This window comes from Nitrosomonas nitrosa, from assembly GCF_003051105.1.
Lineage (GTDB): Bacteria > Pseudomonadota > Gammaproteobacteria > Burkholderiales > Nitrosomonadaceae > Nitrosomonas > Nitrosomonas nitrosa.
In genome coordinates, this window is record NZ_QAOO01000004.1 from 128,234 (window position 1) to 147,821 (window position 19,588).

Genomic DNA, 19,588 nt, shown 5'->3' on the forward strand with positions numbered 1-19,588 from the left:
CCAAGGATCCAGGGAACTGGTTTATTAAAACCTCGCTCCAACGGAAGCATGTTGATGAGTACGATGCCGTAACCGTCAACTCAAAAATAAGATGATATCGGTATCAAAATACCGATTGGCTTATTGAACATTCCACTGAGCGATAAAGAGGAATATGAATATGAACGTAACCACAACCAACTTGGATGCAGAAAATCGGCCACCCCTTGTTTTCACTGAGAATGCCGCATGCAAAGTTAAGAATCTGATTGAGGAAGAGGGAAATCTTAACTTAAAGCTGAGAGTTTTTATAAGTGGCGGTGGATGCTCAGGCTTTCAATATGGTTTCACTTTCGACGAAACCATCAACGATGATGATTTCATCATGGAAAGACAAGGCGTGCAGCTCCTGGTTGATTCAATGAGTTTCCAATATTTGATTGGCGCGGAAATCGATTATCAAGAAAATCCACAAGGCGCTCAATTTGTCATCAAAAACCCTTCTGCATCCTCCACTTGCGGCTGTGGCTCATCCTTTTCTGTCTAGCGCCTAACTCTTAGCTAAAGAAAATCTACGCTAGATAAATTGCGCCGAGAACACGGCTCCCGGTTGCACCTGTCACGGCCGGAAGATTGCCAGGTGCTTTCTCGATTGTTTGCTTGGCTAACCAAGCAAACGCAAAAGCTTCCATCCAATCCGCATTAACACCCAGCGCATCAGTGGGCTTGATTTTTTTCCCTGGCAGTATCGCATTTAACTCAGCCACCAGTTGCCCATTATGCGCCCCGCCACCACACAGATAAACCTCTTCCACTCCAGGAGAATGTTGCAATAATGAGCTAGCAATCGTTTCAACGGTAAGCCTGAGTAACGTTGCCTGGACATCTTCAGGTGCTTCATCGCCATTCAGGTAGAGACCCAGCCAGTCTATACTGAACATTTCTCTGCCAGTACTTTTTGGAGGAGGCAAAGCAAAAAAAGGAAACGCAAGCAATGCTTCAAGAAGCCCAGGAATAACGTGCCCCGAGCCAGCCCAGGCGCCATCATGATCATAGGTGCTACCTTTATGGCGCATGCACCAAGCATCCATCAACATGTTACCCGGCCCACAATCAAAACCAACAACCTCACCTTCAGGTGGGAGATAAGTTATATTCGCAATCCCACCAATATTGACGATGGCACGGCAAACCCTTTGATCACGAAACATCATACGGTGAAATGCAGGCACCAGGGGCGCACCCTGTCCGCCTGCCGCAATATCTCGGCTCCTGAAATCGGCAACCACCGTAATTCCGGTCAATTCGGCTAACAGCGCGGCATTGCCCAGTTGAACGCTATAAGCATTTTCCATTTGCGGACAATGTCTTACTGTCTGTCCATGACATCCAATTGCTACAATTTCCCGCGAATCGACTTCACTTTTAGCAAGCAACGCCGCAACTGCATCGGCATACAATCTAGACAAACGATTACTCAATAGAGCAGCACGATGCAATTCATCGTGCCCAGCATCGTTTAGCGCCAACAACTGCGTTCGTAAAATATCGTCATAAGGTAAAAAATGAGTCTGAATCAGACTCGGCCCAGATGAATCAAAACTGACCAAAACCGCATCTACACCATCTAAACTCGTTCCAGACATGATGCCGATATAGCGCGATTCTCCCAAGGTATCACCCACTCAGTGAGTAGCTTTTCATCAATGGCTGGCAATCCGAATCACTGCGCGGAAGCAAAATTAGTATTACGCATAAGATCCAGGCGAGCTACGAGCTCTTTTGTTTCCCTATGAAAAGCGGTTCTGTTTTTTTTACTGATAGGTGCTGCGGCCGGCATAATGATCTTTGATGGATCGCGTTGTACACCATTTATGCGTAATTCATAGTGGAGATGCGGACCTGTCGCCATTCCGGTCGCCCCAACATAACCGATGACATCACCTTGCCTAACACGACCAGCCTTTCTAAGGCCTTTCTTAAAACCGGACAAGTGACCATAGGCGGTACTGTACTCACCATGATGCTTCAATATGACCAGGTTGCCATAACCATTTTGCCAACCACTGTATTCAACGACTCCATCGGCAGTTGCCATTACCGGCGTCCCTTTGGGGGCTGCATAATCGATTCCTCTATGCGCGCGCCATTGCTTCAATATGGGGTGAAAGCGGGCGTTCGAGAATCCTGAACTTATACGCGAAAACTCGAGAGGTGCTCGCAAAAAGGGTTTACGCAAACTTTCTCCTGTCGGCGTATAGTAGTCGCCTTCTTCACCAGGCGCCTGAAAATATACCGCACGATAAGATTTACCTTTGTTGATAAATTCAACGGCCAGCACACGGCTTCGATGAGTATTCCGTTCATCATCATGGAATGTCTCATAAACCACTGTAAAACGGTCGCCTTTATGCAGATCACGATAAAAATCAATGTCTGATGCAAAAATATTTGCGATCTGAATAGCAATATTATTTGATAACCCAGCAGCATCTGTCGCTGCGAATAATGAACTCTCTATCACGCCCGAACCGACACGGATGCGTGAAGCTGCTTCGGCAGATTGCTCACTGATCTCGAAAGCATCATCAATCTTTTCCATCAGAAACTGCTCGCCATTACCATAGAAGTAGCGCAACGTTAACAGCTCGCCATCTCCCGTCGTTTCTGCATGTATAACTTCACCAGGCTTGAGCTGCCGCATCGCTTTGCTGTCTTTAGCAGCATGGATAAAATCGGCTTTATCCTGTTGATTGATCTCCAACCGTGTGAGAATGGCCGCAATGGTATCGCCGCGGCGGATATTTTCTTGATGCCAATAAGTGCTATTTGAATCGGCAGAAATGGTTACTTCAGGAAGTGAAAGCGTTTGGATAATTTTGCGTTCAGGGGGCAGCGTTTGAAAAGAAGTGCTTTGAGGTGAGATCCCAAATGCTGTTACCATGCCAAACAAGGGCAAACTGGATAAGATTGTTAACCAACGTAATCTTTTTTGTGTAAACATCGATGGCTTTTGCGCTAAAATCCTCATCTTATCGCGTGGTGATATATATAGCATCGTATGTGACAACTCCTATCTATTGTAAGCCGGCCCCTAGTCTAGCATAAAAATCCGTCATCTCTAGCTTGGCGTACGCTGACAAACATACTTAAAATAAACCCGATTCCAGATCTTCAAAAAATAATTCATTGTATTTATTGTGCAAACCTCAATTCCCGAACAACTGAAAACAATCAAGCGCGGCTGCCATGAATTGCTGGTAGAAGAAGAATTAGTCGAAAAACTTAAAACAGGTCAGCCACTAAAAATCAAAGCTGGCTTCGATCCCACTGCGCCCGATTTGCATCTCGGTCATACTGTATTACTCAACAAACTCCGCCAATTTCAGGAAATGGGGCACCATATCTTGTTTCTGATCGGTGATTTCACTGGCATGATCGGAGATCCTAGTGGCAAGAACACGACTCGCCCGCCCCTCTCGCGCGAGGATGTCATCCGGAATGCGAGATCTTATACAAACCAAGTTTTCAAAATTCTCAGATCGGATCAAACTGAAGTCGTGTTTAATTCTAGCTGGATGGATCAGCTCAATGCGTCCGATCTGATCAAACTTGCTGCCACCCATACCGTGGCACGCATGTTGGAAAGGGATGATTTCAACAAGCGCTACCGTAATAATCAACCCATTGCGATCCACGAATTCCTCTATCCTTTGATACAAGGCTACGACTCAGTTGCACTCAAAGCCGATATCGAATTAGGCGGCACCGACCAAAAATTCAACCTGTTGATGGGGCGTGAATTACAGAAACATTTCGGGCAAACTCCGCAATGTATCCTCACCATGCCGCTGCTCGAAGGTCTGGATGGCGTCAATAAAATGTCCAAGTCGCTCAATAACTATGTCGGCATCACGGAAAGTCCCACAGATATCTTCGGCAAACTTATGTCAATTTCTGACACGCTGATGTGGCGCTATATCGAGTTGCTGTCTTTTGAATCACTCGAAACGATCGATCACTGGAAGCAGGATGTGAAACAAGGACGAAATCCACGAGAAATTAAAGTACTTTTTGCTCAAGAAATCGTCAGCCGCTTTCATACTCGGGCAGATGCCGAATATGCCTTGAACGATTTTGAAGCCCGTTTTAAAAAAGGCGCGCTCCCGGACGAGATGCCCGAGAAAACGCTGCACATCAATGAATGCGCCATCCCTATAGCCCAATTGCTCAAGCAAACAAACTTAACGGTCAGCACCAGCGAAGCTATGCGCATGATTGAACAAGGCGGCGTTAAACTCAATGGAAACAAAGTCTCGGATAAAACGATGCAAATCGCAGCGGGCGAATCAGTCATCGTGCAGGTAGGCAAAAGAAAATTCTCCAAAGTGACAATCATCTCCAAACCCACAGCTTAAAAAGCGCTCGACATAATCCTTAAATCCTGTATACTGCGCGGTCTACTCAACGAAAGAGTAGCCATCTATCTTTATAGATTCCATCGTTTCTGACCTTTCTTCAATTTTCCCGCTTTTAGTTTGGAAATTGCGTAATGCCTCTGGTTAGCTGCGATGTTTTATTTTGCGCTAGCGGCATTGGCAGCCCATACATTTCTGGTCTCAATCCCTGCTCGCGTATTTTTTATTTATGCACATCAGGAAAACAACGTGTCATTTGAAAATTTGAACTTACACCCCGCTATCATCAAAGCCATCAACGAACTCGGCTACACTCAGCCCACTCCCATCCAGCAGCAAGCTATTCCAGAGTTAATTGCAGGCCATGATCTCATGGCATCCGCTCAGACAGGCACAGGCAAAACAGCCGCATTTATGCTGCCAGCACTTAACCGTCTCGCGACTCCCGCAAAAATACCCGGACGTGGGCCACGAATACTGGTATTGACACCAACCCGCGAGCTTGCACTGCAAGTTTCCGACGCTACGACTAAATACGGCAAATACCTCTCCCGCGTCAAAGTTGTCAGCATACTCGGCGGTATGTCCTATCTACTGCAAAACAAACTGCTCTCCCAGCACGTCGACATTCTGGTTGCAACACCTGGCCGTCTTATCGATCATATACAACGCGGACGGATTGACTTTTCCCGTCTGGAAATGCTGGTACTGGATGAAGCAGATCGGATGCTTGATATGGGATTTGTGCAGGATGTTGAGAGTATCGCCTCGTTTACGCCAGCACACCGCCAAACACTGTTGTTCTCCGCTACGCTGGATTCGACGATAGACAAAATTGCAGCACGCTTATTGAGATCCCCTAAACGCATACAAGTCGCCACGCAGCGCGCCAAATTAGAAAATATCGAACAGCGTCTGCATTATGTAGACGATCTTTCACACAAAAATAGACTACTTGAACATTTGCTACGCGATCAAACACTCAAACAAGCAATCGTTTTCACCGCAACCAAACGGGATGCGGACGATTTAGCCGACGATCTTGCGGCTCAAGGTCATGTAGTTGGCGCACTTCATGGGGACATGAGCCAACGTGAGCGCACCCGTACGTTAACCAAACTGCGTAACGGTCGGCTCCGCATCTTGGTGGCAACCGACGTTGCAGCGAGAGGAATCGATGTTGCCGATATCACGCATGTCATTAATTTCGATCTACCTAAATTTGCGGAAGACTACGTGCACCGTATCGGTCGAACAGGCCGTGCAGGAGCTTCCGGTATTGCCGTCTCATTTGCTTCAGGAAAAGATAGCATCAGCTTGAAAAGAATCGAACGCTTCACGGGTCAGCGAATTACGCCATCGATCATTCCCGGAATGGAGCCAAAATACAAACCCCGCTTCGGACAAAATGATGAAAAGTCGCGAAGACCTCCTCAAGTGGCACACAAACGTAATCGTGCCTGGTCACCGAATGAAAGAAGTCCGTTTAATCATACCGATACGAAAAAGAGCCAACCCGCTCGATTCGGCCGTTCAACCCCAAATGATAATACTGACAATCGAAAACGTTCGCTCGGGCGCTCTAGTCAATTCAACAACACCAGGGTTTATGCCGAGCCCGGCAATTAAAGCAGGCTAGCGGTACTACGCCCATAACATCATTTTACCCTGCTAAAGCCAGCTTCCTGACTTGGCAGGGTATCATCAACTTCATGAGGCTTATTTAGATTGCGATGTGTTCACGCCTGCATGATCGATCGGATCTTCAACTTTCTCCAGCAAAACACGTTTCCTTAGCATCCGCAGTAACCCGTAGACAGCCAGCCCGGCGAGTAGGTGCTTGAGCGTATGGCCACTGATGATTTGACCGAGCTGATATATCGGTTCATCCAATACTTCCGCAAATTTTGCCAGACCATATAACGCAATCACGCCACAGATATCTGCGCCACGGCTATAGCGTGAAGGAAATAAAGCCGCCAGCAGTACGATCAACACGATCGAGCTGAATTGAACGACAATATAAAAGTTGAGGTTTCCCTCACCTTGTTGCTCGCTCCAATACCAGTGAATCACACTCGCGATCCCGATCATGATCAACAGCGGAAGTGCCCGCAAACCCTGCTTGATACCGATACGTTCCACTATGGTTGCCGCTAACAGGGCCATCATTCCAATCGCGATCGGCAACCGATCCCAAAACAAGGTACTGTTCTCGGGCATCCAGTGATAATAGGCCGACCCCATGCTTACCATGAGCACACTCATAAAAACGATCAGATAAGGTCTGCGCTCCTCAATCACCGCAAACGTTTTTTGCACAGTATTCATCCTCAGCCTTTTCAAGAATACCAAACCCACGATTCCGACCCATAAAAAAATCAGATTGGAAATTACGTTGAAAAAATTAGGTATGGACCAAAAAGCCCGCTGATCGACAAACTGATGGTACGCGTGAGGCTGCGGAATGGGCGGCAAGATAGCGGCCAGCACTAAGGTAATGCCGAAAAGAGCCATAACAAAATAAAACCTTGCTTGCATAAGATTTATTCGGATTCGGATTCGCCTTAGTAAGAGTGTCATCAGCGCTAGACGATCTCAGCGTAATATTCTCACCGCTTCTTCGATCCGTTGTACCGCGGTAATTTCAAGACCGGGAATTGCCTGCTTGGGTTGATTCGCTCTGGGAATTAACGCTCTAACAAAACCCAATTTAGCAGCCTCCTTCAATCTCTCCTGTCCTCGCTGGACGGGACGTACCTCGCCCACCAAGCCGATTTCTCCAAATACAACGAGCTTTTCAGGCAAAGGTTTATTTTTCAGCGAAGAAACGATTGCGAGCACCACTGCCAAATCAACCCCCGGCTCAGTTATTTTGACACCCCCAACTGCATTGATAAATACATCCTGGTCAAAGCAAGCAATCCCTGCATGGCGATGTAACACAGCTAACAACATTGCCAGACGATTTTGCTCGAGCCCAACGCTTAATCGCCTGGGATTTGTCGCATGCGCCTCATCCACCAGCGCCTGAATCTCCACCAGCAGCGGGCGTGTCCCTTCTTGTGTAACCATGACGCACGCCCCAGGCACTTGGGCATCATGATGGGCCAGAAATAAAGCGGAAGGATTGCTCACTTCGCGCAATCCCTTTTCGGTCATTGCGAACACCCCTAATTCGTTGACAGCACCGAAGCGATTTTTGAATGCTCGCACCAAACGAAAGCTGGAATGGGCATCCCCCTCAAAATACAACACGGTGTCGACCATATGCTCGAGCACGCGCGGCCCGGCAAGTGCACCTTCCTTGGTAACATGACCGATCAAAATAATACAAATACCTTGCCCCTTAGCCAAACGAGTCAGGCGTGCAGCACACTCGCGAACTTGCGCCACTGCACCGGGCGCCGACTGCAAAGCTTCCGAATAAATGGTCTGAATCGAATCGATCACAGCCACTTCGGGCTGATGCTCGGCGAGCGTTGCTTGAATGTTCTCTAGCTGAATTTCAGTCAGCAGCTTGACGGCAGTGACATCGAGCGCCAGACGTTTGGCGCGCAACGCAACCTGCTGAGCCGATTCTTCACCGCTGACGTACAACACCCGCTGCCGGCTCGACATCGCCGATAGCGCCTGCAATAGCAAGGTTGATTTCCCGATACCCGGATCGCCGCCCAACAGAACGACTCCACCGCGCACCAATCCTCCGCCTAGTACACGGTCAAATTCAGCCATTCCGGTTGAATAACGCGGAGAATCCTCCGTTTCGACTTCATCCAGGTTATGCAGCTGGCCAGACAACGCTGGAGGAATGAAGTGTGCGCCAGTTTTATGGAAACCAGGATGACCGATATTGTCGGCCACTGCCTCAACCAGCGTATTCCATTCACGGCAATGAGGGCACTGGCCCTGCCACTTCAGTGTTTGCCCCCCACAAGCATTGCAGAAATAAACTGATCTCGATTTAGTCATGAACAACACGGATAAATATCATGACTTGATCCGCATCCTCGACAAATCAATCATAAACTTCTGCTTCTCCCAACGATTTTCCTTGCGCATCTTTTGCCGATAGTACAGGTTCACCGTCTATAGGCCATTGAATGGCTAAACTAGCATCGTTCCAACGCAAACAACGCTCATATTCGGGCGCCCAGTAATCAGTCGTTTGATAGAGAAATTCCGCAGCCGCCGAAAGCACCACGAAACCATGAGCAAAGCCTTCCGGAATCCAGAGTTGTTTTTTGTTTTCGGCAGTGAGTATTTCACCTACCCATTGACCAAAAGTATTGGAAGACCGACGAAGGTCCACCGCCACATCGAATACCTCGCCAGCAATAACACGTACGAGCTTGCCTTGTGGCTGTTTGATTTGATAATGCAATCCGCGCAACACATTACGCATTGAGCGAGAATGATTACTTTGCACGAACGCCACAGTTTTACCAATCATGGCTTCAAATTGTCGCTGGTTATAACTTTCAAAGAAAAAACCCCGCTCGTCGCTGTAAACACGGGGCTCAATAAGGTAAACATCAGGTATTGCCAAAGGCGTCGCTTTCATATTCAGAATGATACCCTCTTACTTCCATCGATCATCGATATAAGGATGCACCAGTATTTGCATTAAATACTGGCCATAGCCATTTTTAATCATGGGTTTCGCCAACTTCTCAAGCTGAGCGGCGTCTATCCACCCTTTCCGGTAGGCAATTTCTTCGGGGCATGCAATTTTGAGTCCTTGCCGATGCTCTATCGTTGCAACAAATCTACTGGCATCAAGCAACGATTCATAAGTGCCTGTATCAAGCCATGCATAACCACGCCCCATGATCTCCACGTTAAGCTTACGCTGATCCAGATAGATTCGATTGAGATCGGTGATTTCCAATTCGTTCCGTGCAGAAGGTTTGAGACACTTCGCGAAATCGACGACTTGAGCATCATAGAAGTAGAGCCCTGTTACCGCATAATTCGATTTCGGTTGTTTGGGTTTTTCTTCCAAGCCTATTGCGCAACCATTTCGGTCAAATTCAACCACGCCATAGCGTTCCGGATCGTGAACGTGATAGGCGAACACGCTTGCACCTTCATGACGCATCATAGCGTTGTCGAGCAGATAGTGGAAATCGTGTCCATAAAAAATATTGTCCCCCAGAATAAGCGCGGAAGGATCGTTCGCGACAAATGATTCGCCTATGATAAACGCTTGCGCCAACCCATCGGGTGAAGGCTGTACAGCATAGGATAAATTCAACCCCCAACCTTCGCCACTTTGTAATAATTGTGAGAAGCGCGGCGTGTCCTCGGGTGTGGAAATGATCAAAATATCGCGTATACCCGCCAGCATCAGTGTACTTAACGGATAGTAAATCATTGGCTTATCAAATACAGGTAATAACTGTTTGGAAATCACTTGGGTAACCGGATATAGCCGTGTACCGGATCCACCCGCTAGAATAATGCCTTTTCTTCTGGAAAGAGCAGCCTGTGGCTGCTTAATGGATTGTGATGGTGTCATTTTTATCATTTTGTTGCTTGTATCGATTTGAATATCTTCATCAGAATAGCGTCCTTAATTGATTGGCTTGCATAGCTTTGGCAATGACATTCCGTATGATTATAAACATCTATCATTTCCTTCCCATGAAATTTGTCATTGGACGCCCTAATTGTATAGCGATATAAACAGACCATGATCGGCATGCCCCTACTCCAGCGCATCATGATATGGCTAGTACCCTATCGGGCCATGCTCACATTTGCCATCATCAGCTTGCTCACGATTGCGCTGACCACGTCTTTATTAACGGTAATCATCAAGCAACTGATCGACAACATGAACGCCGGCCAGACGTTGAACGAATTACAGTTTCTGTTACTGACGATCGCCAGCTTAATCACACTGCGTGGTATCGCCACGCTGGCCAGTCATTATGCCGTCAATTGGATAGGGGGAAAAATCGGCATGGATCTTCGGATGAGATTATTCGAAAAATACTTAGTATTACCGCTTGACCACACCATAAAATCGAATCCAGATCATCATCCTGCTCACTTTACTTCGAAAATCGATCGCATAATCGATGGCATTGCTGAGTTACTCACGCTCTTGTGGAAAGAACTGCCCACGGCAACCAGCCTCCTGATCGTCATGTTTCTTTTAAACTGGGAATTTTTGCTCATGGCTTTTTCAAGCGCCCTCGTGATTGGCGCCATCACGCAACTCACGACACAAGCAAGAGAACCGAGCTCACAATCACCACGCGATCTTATGGATGATCTGCTACTCCCCCGCACTTCGGTCACTCATATCAGGTCGGTCAAGCTCGATGATGGCCAATTGCAGGAAAGTCAATATTTTTGCGATGCTATAGAACGGGAACGGACGCTTGCCTTAAAACGGGCACTGTTGAAAACGCTAGGCAATATCGTTGTCTCCTTGATAATCATTGCCATCCTCGCTGCATTTTCTCTATTATTTATACAGCAACTGACGCTTGGCCGAATAACAATCGGCGACGCGAGCGCTTTAATTGCAGCGATATTGTTGCTCATCTATCCTTTGAAACGATTGTTACTTGCAAAAATATCCCTGCAATATAAATTCCAAGCCATAGATGAGATCGAGTCATTCCTTGCGCAACGAAATGAAATTGATTTGGGTAATATTGAAATCGCTCGTGCACGCGGTCTGCTCCAATTGATCGCGGTCAGCACGCACGCTTCCTCGCAAAGCAACCCGTCTCTCGATAAATTCACCTTGATTCTCCAGCCGGGAGAAATCGTAGCGTTATCGACCACCCATCATAACCAAGTTAACCTCTTGATCGATCTCATTGCTCGCTTCGTTTATCCAACCAATGGCAAAATATTACTCGACGGCATCGATATCTCCACTCTGAAACTGGCTGAATTACGTGCAAACATCGCATGGATCACACCCCACACCCTATTGATGAATGATACGATCGCAGCTAACATCGCCTACGGTTCGACCCGTTGTGAGACGGAAGCACGCATCATGAAAGTTGCGCGTGCCTGCCATGTCACGCAATTTACACGTCAAATGCCCCATGGTTTACAAACGAGGATCGACAATAAATCGGTTACGCTGACGGAAAGCCAACGTCAACGCATCCTGATTGCGCGTGCGCTCCTCAAAAACCCGGCCATTGTCATAGTAGATGATACGTCAGCATCATTCGACACTGAGTGCGCTCACGTGGAAGCCGCGCTCAATACATTGATTCACCACCGCACCACCCTCATTTTCTCCCCACAGAACGCATTATTGAAAAAGGCGAATCGTATCGTCACACTCACCTGAAATGTTTCATTAAAAAATGCTTGCCCCATCAATGCAGTCGCATTAAATAATCAAAGCTGCCGCCACGCGCCGGCCTTCTGCTGACAAGATATTGTATGTGCGGCAAGTCGCCTGAGTGTCCATTACTTCTAAGCCAATGCCAGAAGCCATCATCATTTTCATCAATTGTGGATCCGGGAAGCGGAGTACTGTGCCGGTACCCAGCAGCACAATCTCGGGTTCAAACGAACGCAAACACTCGAAATCGCCTGTTTTCAGTTGTGCTACACTTTCGACTTGCCAGTTTTCGATAATATGATCTGGCAACACAATCAAATTACGCTCGTAGCGCACTTGATTAATGGCGACATAACCTTCTCCATACCCTGAAAATATATTTAACCCTTCATATTGTGAAAGATGCAGTTTCACCGCAAACCCTCCTGCTAATGATCGATAAGAGAACCTAATCGTTCGTTCAAGGATAATATTCTAAAGCAAGGCAAGTCGTTTGCCTTTGAAATCGGTCAGATCGAATTATAGAGGTGCACAAGGTAGGGTGAGATGCCATTTATCGATCAAAACTGGAACAACAATCGCAAAACACCCGTCAGCCATGCGCACGGCTCAACAAACCAGCCACCCTGTGCCGATCCTGTGCAGACCATACTAAAATATCGATTGGGCTATCCAATGAAATGTTTATGTAAAATTATGACTGCTGTACAACTGAGCTGCCATAAATAAAGTGCAGAAAGCGCGAACCAGCATCGCAATCAACAGCTATCGGTGATCGACGAACAACCCATTTGATCCATTTTCAACTATTTTTTGCAAAACAACGTGGGTCGGGTAACATTGCATTCTCTTTATTGTTTAACCATCTGCTGATCATTCGCTAGTTCACCCTATTCATCATGCGACCCATTACAAAATCCAGCAAACTTGCCAACGTCTGCTACGATATTCGCGGCCCCGTCCTGGATCGAGCCAGGCAAATGGAAGAGGAAGGCCACCATATCATTAAACTCAATATCGGTAATCCTGCATCATTCGGCTTTGAAGCTCCCGAGGAAATTTTACAAGATGTGATTCGCAATCTAGCCGCCGCTTCCGGATATTGCGATTCGAAAGGCTTATTCGCCGCACGCAAGGCGATCATGCATTACACTCAGGAAAAGCACATTCCCAATGTGCAAATGGATGACATTTATATCGGTAACGGCGTATCCGAGCTGATTATGCTCGCTATGCAAGCGCTCTTAGAAAACGATGACGAAGTACTGATACCCGCGCCAGATTATCCCTTATGGACCGCAGCCGTATCCTTAGCGGGTGGTATTGCGCGTCATTACATTTGCGATGAGCAATCGGATTGGCTACCGGATGTAGATGATATTCGTGCTAAAATTACGCCCAGAACACGCGCTATCGTTATCATCAACCCCAATAACCCAACCGGTGCACTATACCCAGTTGATTTATTGCTTGAAATCATAGAAATCGCCCGTCAGCACCATCTGATTGTTTATGCGGACGAAATCTACGACAAGATACTTTACGATCAAGCAACCCATGTTTCGGCCGCTTCTTTGGCTGATGACGTTTTGTTCGTGACATTCAATGGTTTATCCAAGAATTATCGAGCAGCAGGGTTTCGTTCAGGTTGGGCGGTGGTGTCAGGTAACAAGCAGCATGCACAGGATTATATTGCTGGCCTGAACATGCTCGCTTCAATGCGTCTGTGCGCTAACGTGCCCTCGCAATTCGGAATCCAAACTGCTTTAGGTGGCTATCAGAGTATTTTTGATTTGACGATGCCCACTGGCCGGCTGAAGCGACAACGTGATCTCGCCTGGAAACTGTTAACGGATATTCCAGGCGTGACATGCTATCATCCTCGCGCAGCACTCTATTTGTTTCCGAGATTGGATCCGAAGATGTATCCAATTCAAGACGACGAGCAATTTGTGCTCGATATGTTACTGGAAGAAAAAGTATTGGTTGTACAAGGCACGGGTTTTAATTGGTCTAATCCCGATCATTTTCGAGTGGTATTTTTACCCAATAGCGATGATCTGACTGAAGCCATTGGTCGAATCTCACGCTTCCTGGATCGCTTTCGTAAGCGTCATAGTACTGGCTTGTAGTGTCCGTGTTTTTCGTACAAGTAATCATACATACGCCAGAAGCATGGGCAATCTTTATTTGATTTTGTAACTTTATAGCCTTAATTGTTTATTTATTGATTACAACATGAAACCCATTAATGTAGGTTTAGTAGGCATCGGAACCGTTGGCGGCGGTACTTATACCGTTCTCAAACGTAACCAAGAAGAAATCGCACGTCGCGTCGGTCGCAATATCGTCATTCGCATCATAGCTGACCGTGATATCGAAAAAGCACGCCGTCTGGTCGACGATGATACCAAGGTCACAGCCGATGCATTTGAAATCGTTTCTCACCCCGATATCGATATCATCGTTGAGCTGATCGGCGGACAGACTGTTGCAAAAGAATTGATCTTGCAAGCCATTGCCAATGGAAAACATGTGATTACAGCCAATAAAGCCCTGCTAGCATCGCATGGCAGTGAAATTTTTGCGGCTGCTCAGCAAAAAGGTGTCATTGTTGCGTTTGAAGCTGCTGTTGCTGGCGGTATTCCCATTATCAAAGCATTGCGGGAAGGGCTGGCGGCTAATCGGATCGAGTGGATCGCCGGCATCATCAATGGCACGAGCAATTTTATATTGTCCGAAATGCGCGAGAAGGGGCTTGCTTTTGAAACAGTATTGGCGCACGCGCAAAAACTGGGCTATGCCGAAGCAGATCCGACATATGACATCGAAGGTATCGATGCCGCCCATAAAATTACCATCATGGCTGCGATCGCATTTGGTATCCCTGTCAAATTCGACAAAGCCTACATTGAGGGGATCACCCAACTCAGTAATGACGATATTCGCTATGCCGAAGAGCTGGGTTACCGGATCAAGCTATTAGGTATTACAAAACGTGTAACAAAAGGGATCGAATTACGGGTGCATCCCACCCTCATCCCAGTTAAACGGCTGATTGCCAATGTAGAAGGCGTCATGAACGCGATCGTGGTCAAAGGCAATGCCGTTGGCCCCACACTTTACTATGGCGCAGGTGCAGGCGCCGAGCCCACTGCCAGTTCGGTGATTGCTGATCTAATCGATGTAGCCCGCCTACTCACTGCCGACCCTGAACATCGCGTACCTCATCTCGCCTTCTTACCCGATCTACTGTCTGACACGCCGATTGTCCCGATGGAAGAGGTCGAAACGGCCTATTATCTGCGATTACAAGTCATGGATAAACCGGGCGCACTTGCCGATATTACCCGTATTCTTGCAGATTCGGGTATATCGATCAGCGCGATGGTGCAGAAAGAGCATGCCGAGGAGGAGGATAAAGTCAATATCATTATGCTGACCCATACGACGATAGAAAAAAATATCAATACCGCCATTGCCCGTATCGAAAGCCTTCCTGTCATGGCAGGCCGCATTGTTCGTATTCGCATGGAAGAATTGAGTAAATAAGCGGTATACATCTCAGCATCGCTTCCGCAGCTGTGAATAAAACAACTATGCATCCCCCCCGCATTGCGGGCCGATATGCAAGTTTCTTTTATCAAGCCAGAGACTCGATTCACCCAAATGAAATTTCGTTTAACCTTATTACATCATTGCTTCGCATCGATGGCATACCAACCTTAGGTCCGACACGTTTATTACATTTTTTGAATGAAACTTCCAACGCGCAACCTTGCAGAGCAAATATTCATTCCATTCTTGTAGTTTTTTTTCAGAACTTCCAGGAAATGAAGCTAATTACATTTCTTGGATCATTTATTCAATTAAGACACTATGCGTTATATCTCCACCCGCGGCGGCATGCCGCCTAAAACGTTTACCGAAATACTATTAAGCGGGCTCGCACCTGATGGGGGACTCGCTGTCCCAGAATCCTATCCTCGCGTAAGCCCAGCCGACATGGAAGCATGGCGCCATCTTGACTATCAGGCGCTTGCATTTCAAATACTTTCACGTTTCATGGAAGATATCCCTGCTGACGATTTGCACAGGATCATCGCGCGTACTTATACAACGGAAGCATTTGGCAGCCCGGATATTACACCTGTTAGAACGCTTGAGCCTGGCTTACATATTTTGTGCCTATCGAATGGCCCGACTCTGGCATTCAAAGATATTGCCATGCAGCTGCTGGGGAATTTATTTGAATACACATTGGCCAAAACAAACGATGAACTGAATATTCTCGGGGCCACTTCCGGCGATACCGGATCAAGCGCTGAATACGCTATGCGCGGCAAGCGTGGCATTCGCGTATTCATGCTTTCACCACTCGGTAAGATGAGTCGCTTCCAAACCGCGCAAATGTTTTCACTGCTAGATGACAATATCTTCAACATCGCCATACGCGGTGTCTTTGACGATTGCCAGGATATCGTCAAAGCCGTCAGTAACGATCGTGATTTCAAGCAGCAGTATCAGATCGGCACGGTCAACTCGATCAACTGGGCACGCATTGCTGCGCAAATTGTTTATTATTTCAAAGGGTATTTTGCTGTAACCCAATCCAATGATCAGCAGGTCTCATTTTCTGTGCCATCGGGGAATTTTGGCAATATCTTTGCGGGCCATGTTGCCCGTATGATGGGACTCCCGATCAAGCATCTCATTTTGGCCACCAACGAAAATGACGTTTTGGACGAATTTTTTCGTACCGGGCTTTACCGGCCACGCACTACAGCTGAAACACACCATACTAGCAGCCCCTCCATGGATATCTCCAAAGCATCCAACTTTGAGAGATTCATTTTTGACTTGACAGAACGTGACGCCACACGCGTCAGAGAGTTATGGCGATCCGTCGATAAAGGCAATGCCTTTGACCTGTTTGGAACGGCACTATGGATCAAGGCAAAGGATTTTGGCTTTGTTTCGGGCGCCAGCAATCACGCATCACGCATAGAAACGATTCGCAATCTCTACCAGGAATACAAGGTGCTCGTCGACACCCATACTGCGGATGGGGTAAAAGTCGGGCTTGAACATCGTGAACCGGGGATTCCACTCATCTGCATGGAGACCGCGCTACCTGCCAAATTCGCTGAAACGATTCAAGAGGCGGTTGGCATCGAGCCCTCCCGGCCTGCTGGCTTCGAAAATCTGGAATCATTGCCTCAGCGCTTCGAAATCATGGATAAAGATGCCAATGCAGTCAAAACGTTTCTCGTGCAAAAGATCAAGCATCATTAATCATTAAATGCTATTTTAACCCGAATATGTCATAAATTCGTGTAATGATCACGCAGGATTCCGATAAATAGGGAAGTTTTGATAAGGCGTGGTGTCGTGTTTCATACACCCAACTGAACAAAATCTTTCCTATCAATCAAAGGATCAGTGAGGGCGCGTGGCAATTAATTAAAAATTCGGGTTAAATAGCCTCTAAAAGCTGCGTTTGCTGCAGCAGGCTGCGGAGATTTTTGCCGAACACCCACTGCTATACAACAGAGGAGCTAGAAACATGCGATTTTCAATCAGCCGTTACAATCCTGACCAGGATGATAAGCCCTACATGCAGGATTACGATATTGAATTAGAACCAACGGATAAAATGCTGTTGGATGCTTTGATTCGAATCAAAGCCATGGATGACAGTCTCAGCTTGCGTCGTTCCTGCCGAGAAGGCGTATGCGGTTCGGATGGAATGAATATCAATGGGCGAAACGGTCTAGCTTGCATTACACCTATCGCCAGTCTGAAAGAACCGATAGAAATACGCCCCCTGCCTGGTTTACCGATCATTCGCGATTTGGTCGTCGACATGACACAGTTTTTCAAGCAATACCACGCGATCAAGCCTTATCTGATAAACAACGATCCTCCACCCGAAACCGAACGGTTACAATCACCTGAAGAAAGGGCTGAATTGGATGGAGCTTATGAATGCATCTTATGTGCCTGCTGTACAACGGCATGCCCGTCATTCTGGTGGAACCCTGATAAATTCGTGGGTCCAGCCGGACTATTGCAAGCCTACCGATTTCTGGCTGACAGCCGTGATCAGGCCACTGCGGAACGATTAGATTATTTGGAAGACCCCTATCGACTGTTTCGTTGTCATTCCATTATGAATTGCGTCGATGTATGCCCGAAAGGACTGCATCCAATGGGCGCGATTGGTAAAATCAAAAATATGTTAGTTAAAAGAACTGTATGAAACAGCAAGAACGCCTGCGCTGGCGGTGCCGGCGTGGCATGCTGGAGCTGGACCTTCTCTTACAACGCTTTCTCGAACAATACGATGCGCAGCTGGATGAAGCTCAATTAAAAATGTTTGAAACATTGTTGTCACTCCCCGATAATGAGCTGTGGGATATAATCACGTCTAAAAAAGAGACAACGAACGAGCACCTTCAACCATTGATAAAGCTTCTTCAGCAAATTTAAGCTAACCCATGCTGCTAAACATACAAGAGCGTGCAGATCCTCTCACCATGGAGATTGATATGTCTGAACAACGTACTGCAACCCTACTGCTTGGCAAGGATAAAGAACCGATTGAACTACCGATCGTATCGGGAAGTATGGGGCCGGATACAATCGACATCCGTACACTTTATGCCAAGAGTGGCATGTTCACCTATGACCCTGGCTTTCTCTCCACTGCCAGCACCAAATCCGCCATTACGTTTATCGATGGCGACAAAGGTTTGCTCCTGTACCGAGGTTACCCTATTGAGCAACTGGCGATGCAATGCGATTTCATGGAAGTCTGCTATTTGCTTCTGAATGGAGAACTCCCCACCGATGAGCAAAAAACACAATTTGTTTATGCCATCAATAACCATACGATGCTGCATGAGCAACTGGTTAGATTCTTCTCCGGTTTCCGGAGAGACGCTCATCCGATGGCTGTTATGGTTGGCGTTGTTGGCGCGTTATCGGCTTTTTATCATGAGGCAATGGATATTTCTGATGCCATCCACCGAGAGCAATCTGCATTCCGTTTGATCGCTAAACTCCCCACGATTGCGGCCATGGCCTATAAATACAATATCGGACAGCCCTTCATCTATCCACGCAATGACTTGAGCTATGCTGCAAACTTTCTGCATATGATGTTTGCGACGCCAGCCGAAAGTTATACCCCCAGCCCGGTAATCGTCAAAGCATTGGATCGTATTCTAATTCTCCATGCCGACCACGAGCAAAACGCTTCGACATCCACCGTACGGTTGGCGGGTTCGAGCGGCGCTAATCCTTTTGCCTGCATTTCCGCCGGGATTGCCTGCTTATGGGGACCCGCTCATGGTGGTGCAAATGAAGCCTGTCTCACTATGCTGGAAGAAATTGGGGATGTTTCACGCATCAATGAATATATCAAGCGCGCAAAAGACAAGAATGATCCTTTCCGGCTGATGGGATTCGGTCATCGGGTATACAAAAATTTTGACCCACGCGCAAAATTGATGCGCGAAACATGTCATGAAGTATTGAATGAGCTGGGGCTACACAATAATCGCTTGTTCAAGCTAGCCGTGGAGCTGGAACGCATAGCCCTGGAAGACGATTATTTCATTACCAAAAAACTCTATCCAAATGTCGATTTCTACTCAGGGATCATCCAGCGCGCTTTGGGTATACCGACTTCGATGTTTACCGCAATTTTTGCGATGGCACGCACCGTAGGCTGGATCGCTCAATGGAACGAAATGATTGCCGATCCAGACCAAAAAATTGGCCGTCCCCGTCAAGTCTACGTCGGTGCACAACAACGCGATGTGCCTAAAAAGCAAACGAGCAAATAAGCGTCCCAGCA

At 47.1% G+C, this 19,588-nt stretch carries 17 protein-coding genes; 10 read left to right on the forward strand and 7 right to left on the reverse strand.

Features of this window, described 5'->3' with window-relative positions; genetic code table 11:
* Positions 1-160: 160 nt before the first annotated feature.
* The gene (erpA, locus tag C8R30_RS03130) at positions 161-526 is read left to right on the forward strand and encodes an iron-sulfur cluster insertion protein ErpA (RefSeq protein WP_090669308.1); all 366 of its coding nucleotides are present in this window, start codon (positions 161-163) and stop codon (positions 524-526) included.
* A 25-nt stretch (positions 527-551) separates the two neighbouring features.
* Here erpA and C8R30_RS03135 read toward each other — a convergent pair whose 3' ends face one another.
* Both C8R30_RS03135 and C8R30_RS03140 read right to left on the reverse strand, forming a co-directional pair.
* A complete protein-coding gene (locus C8R30_RS03135) occupies positions 552-1,664 on the reverse strand; it encodes an anhydro-N-acetylmuramic acid kinase (RefSeq protein ID WP_258191922.1) in 1,113 nt (370 codons plus the stop codon).
* Positions 1,665-1,702: 38 nt separating this feature from the next.
* Positions 1,703-2,983 carry a peptidoglycan DD-metalloendopeptidase family protein gene (locus C8R30_RS03140; protein WP_244888052.1) on the reverse strand — a complete coding sequence of 427 codons (1,281 nt, stop codon included), beginning with the start codon at positions 2,981-2,983 and terminating at the stop codon, positions 1,703-1,705.
* A 196-nt stretch (positions 2,984-3,179) separates the two neighbouring features.
* On the opposite strand from C8R30_RS03140, the gene tyrS reads away from it, so the two are divergent.
* Both tyrS and C8R30_RS03150 read left to right on the forward strand, forming a co-directional pair.
* Entirely contained in the window at positions 3,180-4,397 is a 1,218-nt protein-coding gene (gene tyrS, locus C8R30_RS03145; protein WP_107789529.1) for a tyrosine--tRNA ligase, read from the forward strand.
* A gap of 249 nt (positions 4,398-4,646) precedes the next feature.
* A complete protein-coding gene (locus C8R30_RS03150; protein WP_090669379.1) occupies positions 4,647-6,026 on the forward strand; it encodes a DEAD/DEAH box helicase in 1,380 nt (459 codons plus the stop codon).
* Positions 6,027-6,116: 90 nt separating this feature from the next.
* Here C8R30_RS03150 and C8R30_RS03155 read toward each other — a convergent pair whose 3' ends face one another.
* The 4 genes from C8R30_RS03155 to rfbA form a co-directional block, all read right to left on the reverse strand.
* A complete protein-coding gene (locus C8R30_RS03155) occupies positions 6,117-6,914 on the reverse strand; it encodes a ceramidase domain-containing protein (RefSeq protein ID WP_107789546.1) in 798 nt (265 codons plus the stop codon).
* Between the two features lie 81 nt (positions 6,915-6,995).
* A complete protein-coding gene (gene radA, locus C8R30_RS03160) occupies positions 6,996-8,369 on the reverse strand; it encodes a DNA repair protein RadA (protein WP_107789530.1) in 1,374 nt (457 codons plus the stop codon).
* A gap of 46 nt (positions 8,370-8,415) precedes the next feature.
* Positions 8,416-8,961, reverse strand: coding sequence for a dTDP-4-dehydrorhamnose 3,5-epimerase (rfbC, locus tag C8R30_RS03165; protein WP_090669300.1), 546 nt, complete (start codon positions 8,959-8,961; stop codon positions 8,416-8,418).
* Positions 8,962-8,979: 18 nt separating this feature from the next.
* Positions 8,980-9,918 (reverse strand): glucose-1-phosphate thymidylyltransferase RfbA, encoded by a 939-nt coding sequence (gene rfbA, locus C8R30_RS03170; protein WP_090669371.1) that lies wholly within the window; start codon positions 9,916-9,918, stop codon positions 8,980-8,982.
* Positions 9,919-10,092: 174 nt separating this feature from the next.
* Between rfbA and C8R30_RS03180 the strand changes: the two genes are divergently transcribed.
* Positions 10,093-11,727: an ABC transporter transmembrane domain-containing protein gene (locus C8R30_RS03180; RefSeq protein WP_107789531.1), complete on the forward strand. Its 1,635-nt coding sequence runs from the start codon at positions 10,093-10,095 to the stop codon at positions 11,725-11,727.
* A gap of 42 nt (positions 11,728-11,769) precedes the next feature.
* Here C8R30_RS03180 and C8R30_RS03185 read toward each other — a convergent pair whose 3' ends face one another.
* Positions 11,770-12,138 (reverse strand): Mth938-like domain-containing protein, encoded by a 369-nt coding sequence (locus C8R30_RS03185; protein ID WP_090669296.1) that lies wholly within the window; start codon positions 12,136-12,138, stop codon positions 11,770-11,772.
* A gap of 485 nt (positions 12,139-12,623) precedes the next feature.
* On the opposite strand from C8R30_RS03185, the gene C8R30_RS03190 reads away from it, so the two are divergent.
* The 6 genes from C8R30_RS03190 to gltA all read left to right on the forward strand — a co-directional run bounded on the left by C8R30_RS03190 (position 12,624) and on the right by gltA (position 19,577).
* Positions 12,624-13,856, forward strand: coding sequence for a pyridoxal phosphate-dependent aminotransferase (locus C8R30_RS03190; protein WP_090669294.1), 1,233 nt, complete (start codon positions 12,624-12,626; stop codon positions 13,854-13,856).
* 106 nt (positions 13,857-13,962) lie between these two features.
* On the forward strand, positions 13,963-15,276 hold the full coding sequence (locus C8R30_RS03195; protein WP_107789532.1) for a homoserine dehydrogenase: 1,314 nt from the start codon (positions 13,963-13,965) through the stop codon (positions 15,274-15,276).
* A 327-nt stretch (positions 15,277-15,603) separates the two neighbouring features.
* Positions 15,604-17,019, forward strand: coding sequence for a threonine synthase (gene thrC, locus C8R30_RS03200; RefSeq protein ID WP_090669289.1), 1,416 nt, complete (start codon positions 15,604-15,606; stop codon positions 17,017-17,019).
* A 271-nt stretch (positions 17,020-17,290) separates the two neighbouring features.
* Positions 17,291-17,986: a succinate dehydrogenase iron-sulfur subunit gene (locus tag C8R30_RS03205; RefSeq protein ID WP_107789533.1), complete on the forward strand. Its 696-nt coding sequence runs from the start codon at positions 17,291-17,293 to the stop codon at positions 17,984-17,986.
* The gene (locus C8R30_RS03210; protein ID WP_090669287.1) at positions 17,983-18,216 is read left to right on the forward strand and encodes an FAD assembly factor SdhE; all 234 of its coding nucleotides are present in this window, start codon (positions 17,983-17,985) and stop codon (positions 18,214-18,216) included. The genes C8R30_RS03205 and C8R30_RS03210 overlap by 4 nt, the downstream gene beginning before the upstream one ends.
* A 59-nt stretch (positions 18,217-18,275) precedes the next feature.
* On the forward strand, positions 18,276-19,577 hold the full coding sequence (gene gltA, locus C8R30_RS03215) for a citrate synthase (RefSeq protein WP_090669368.1): 1,302 nt from the start codon (positions 18,276-18,278) through the stop codon (positions 19,575-19,577).
* The last annotated feature ends 11 nt before the right edge of the window (positions 19,578-19,588 follow it).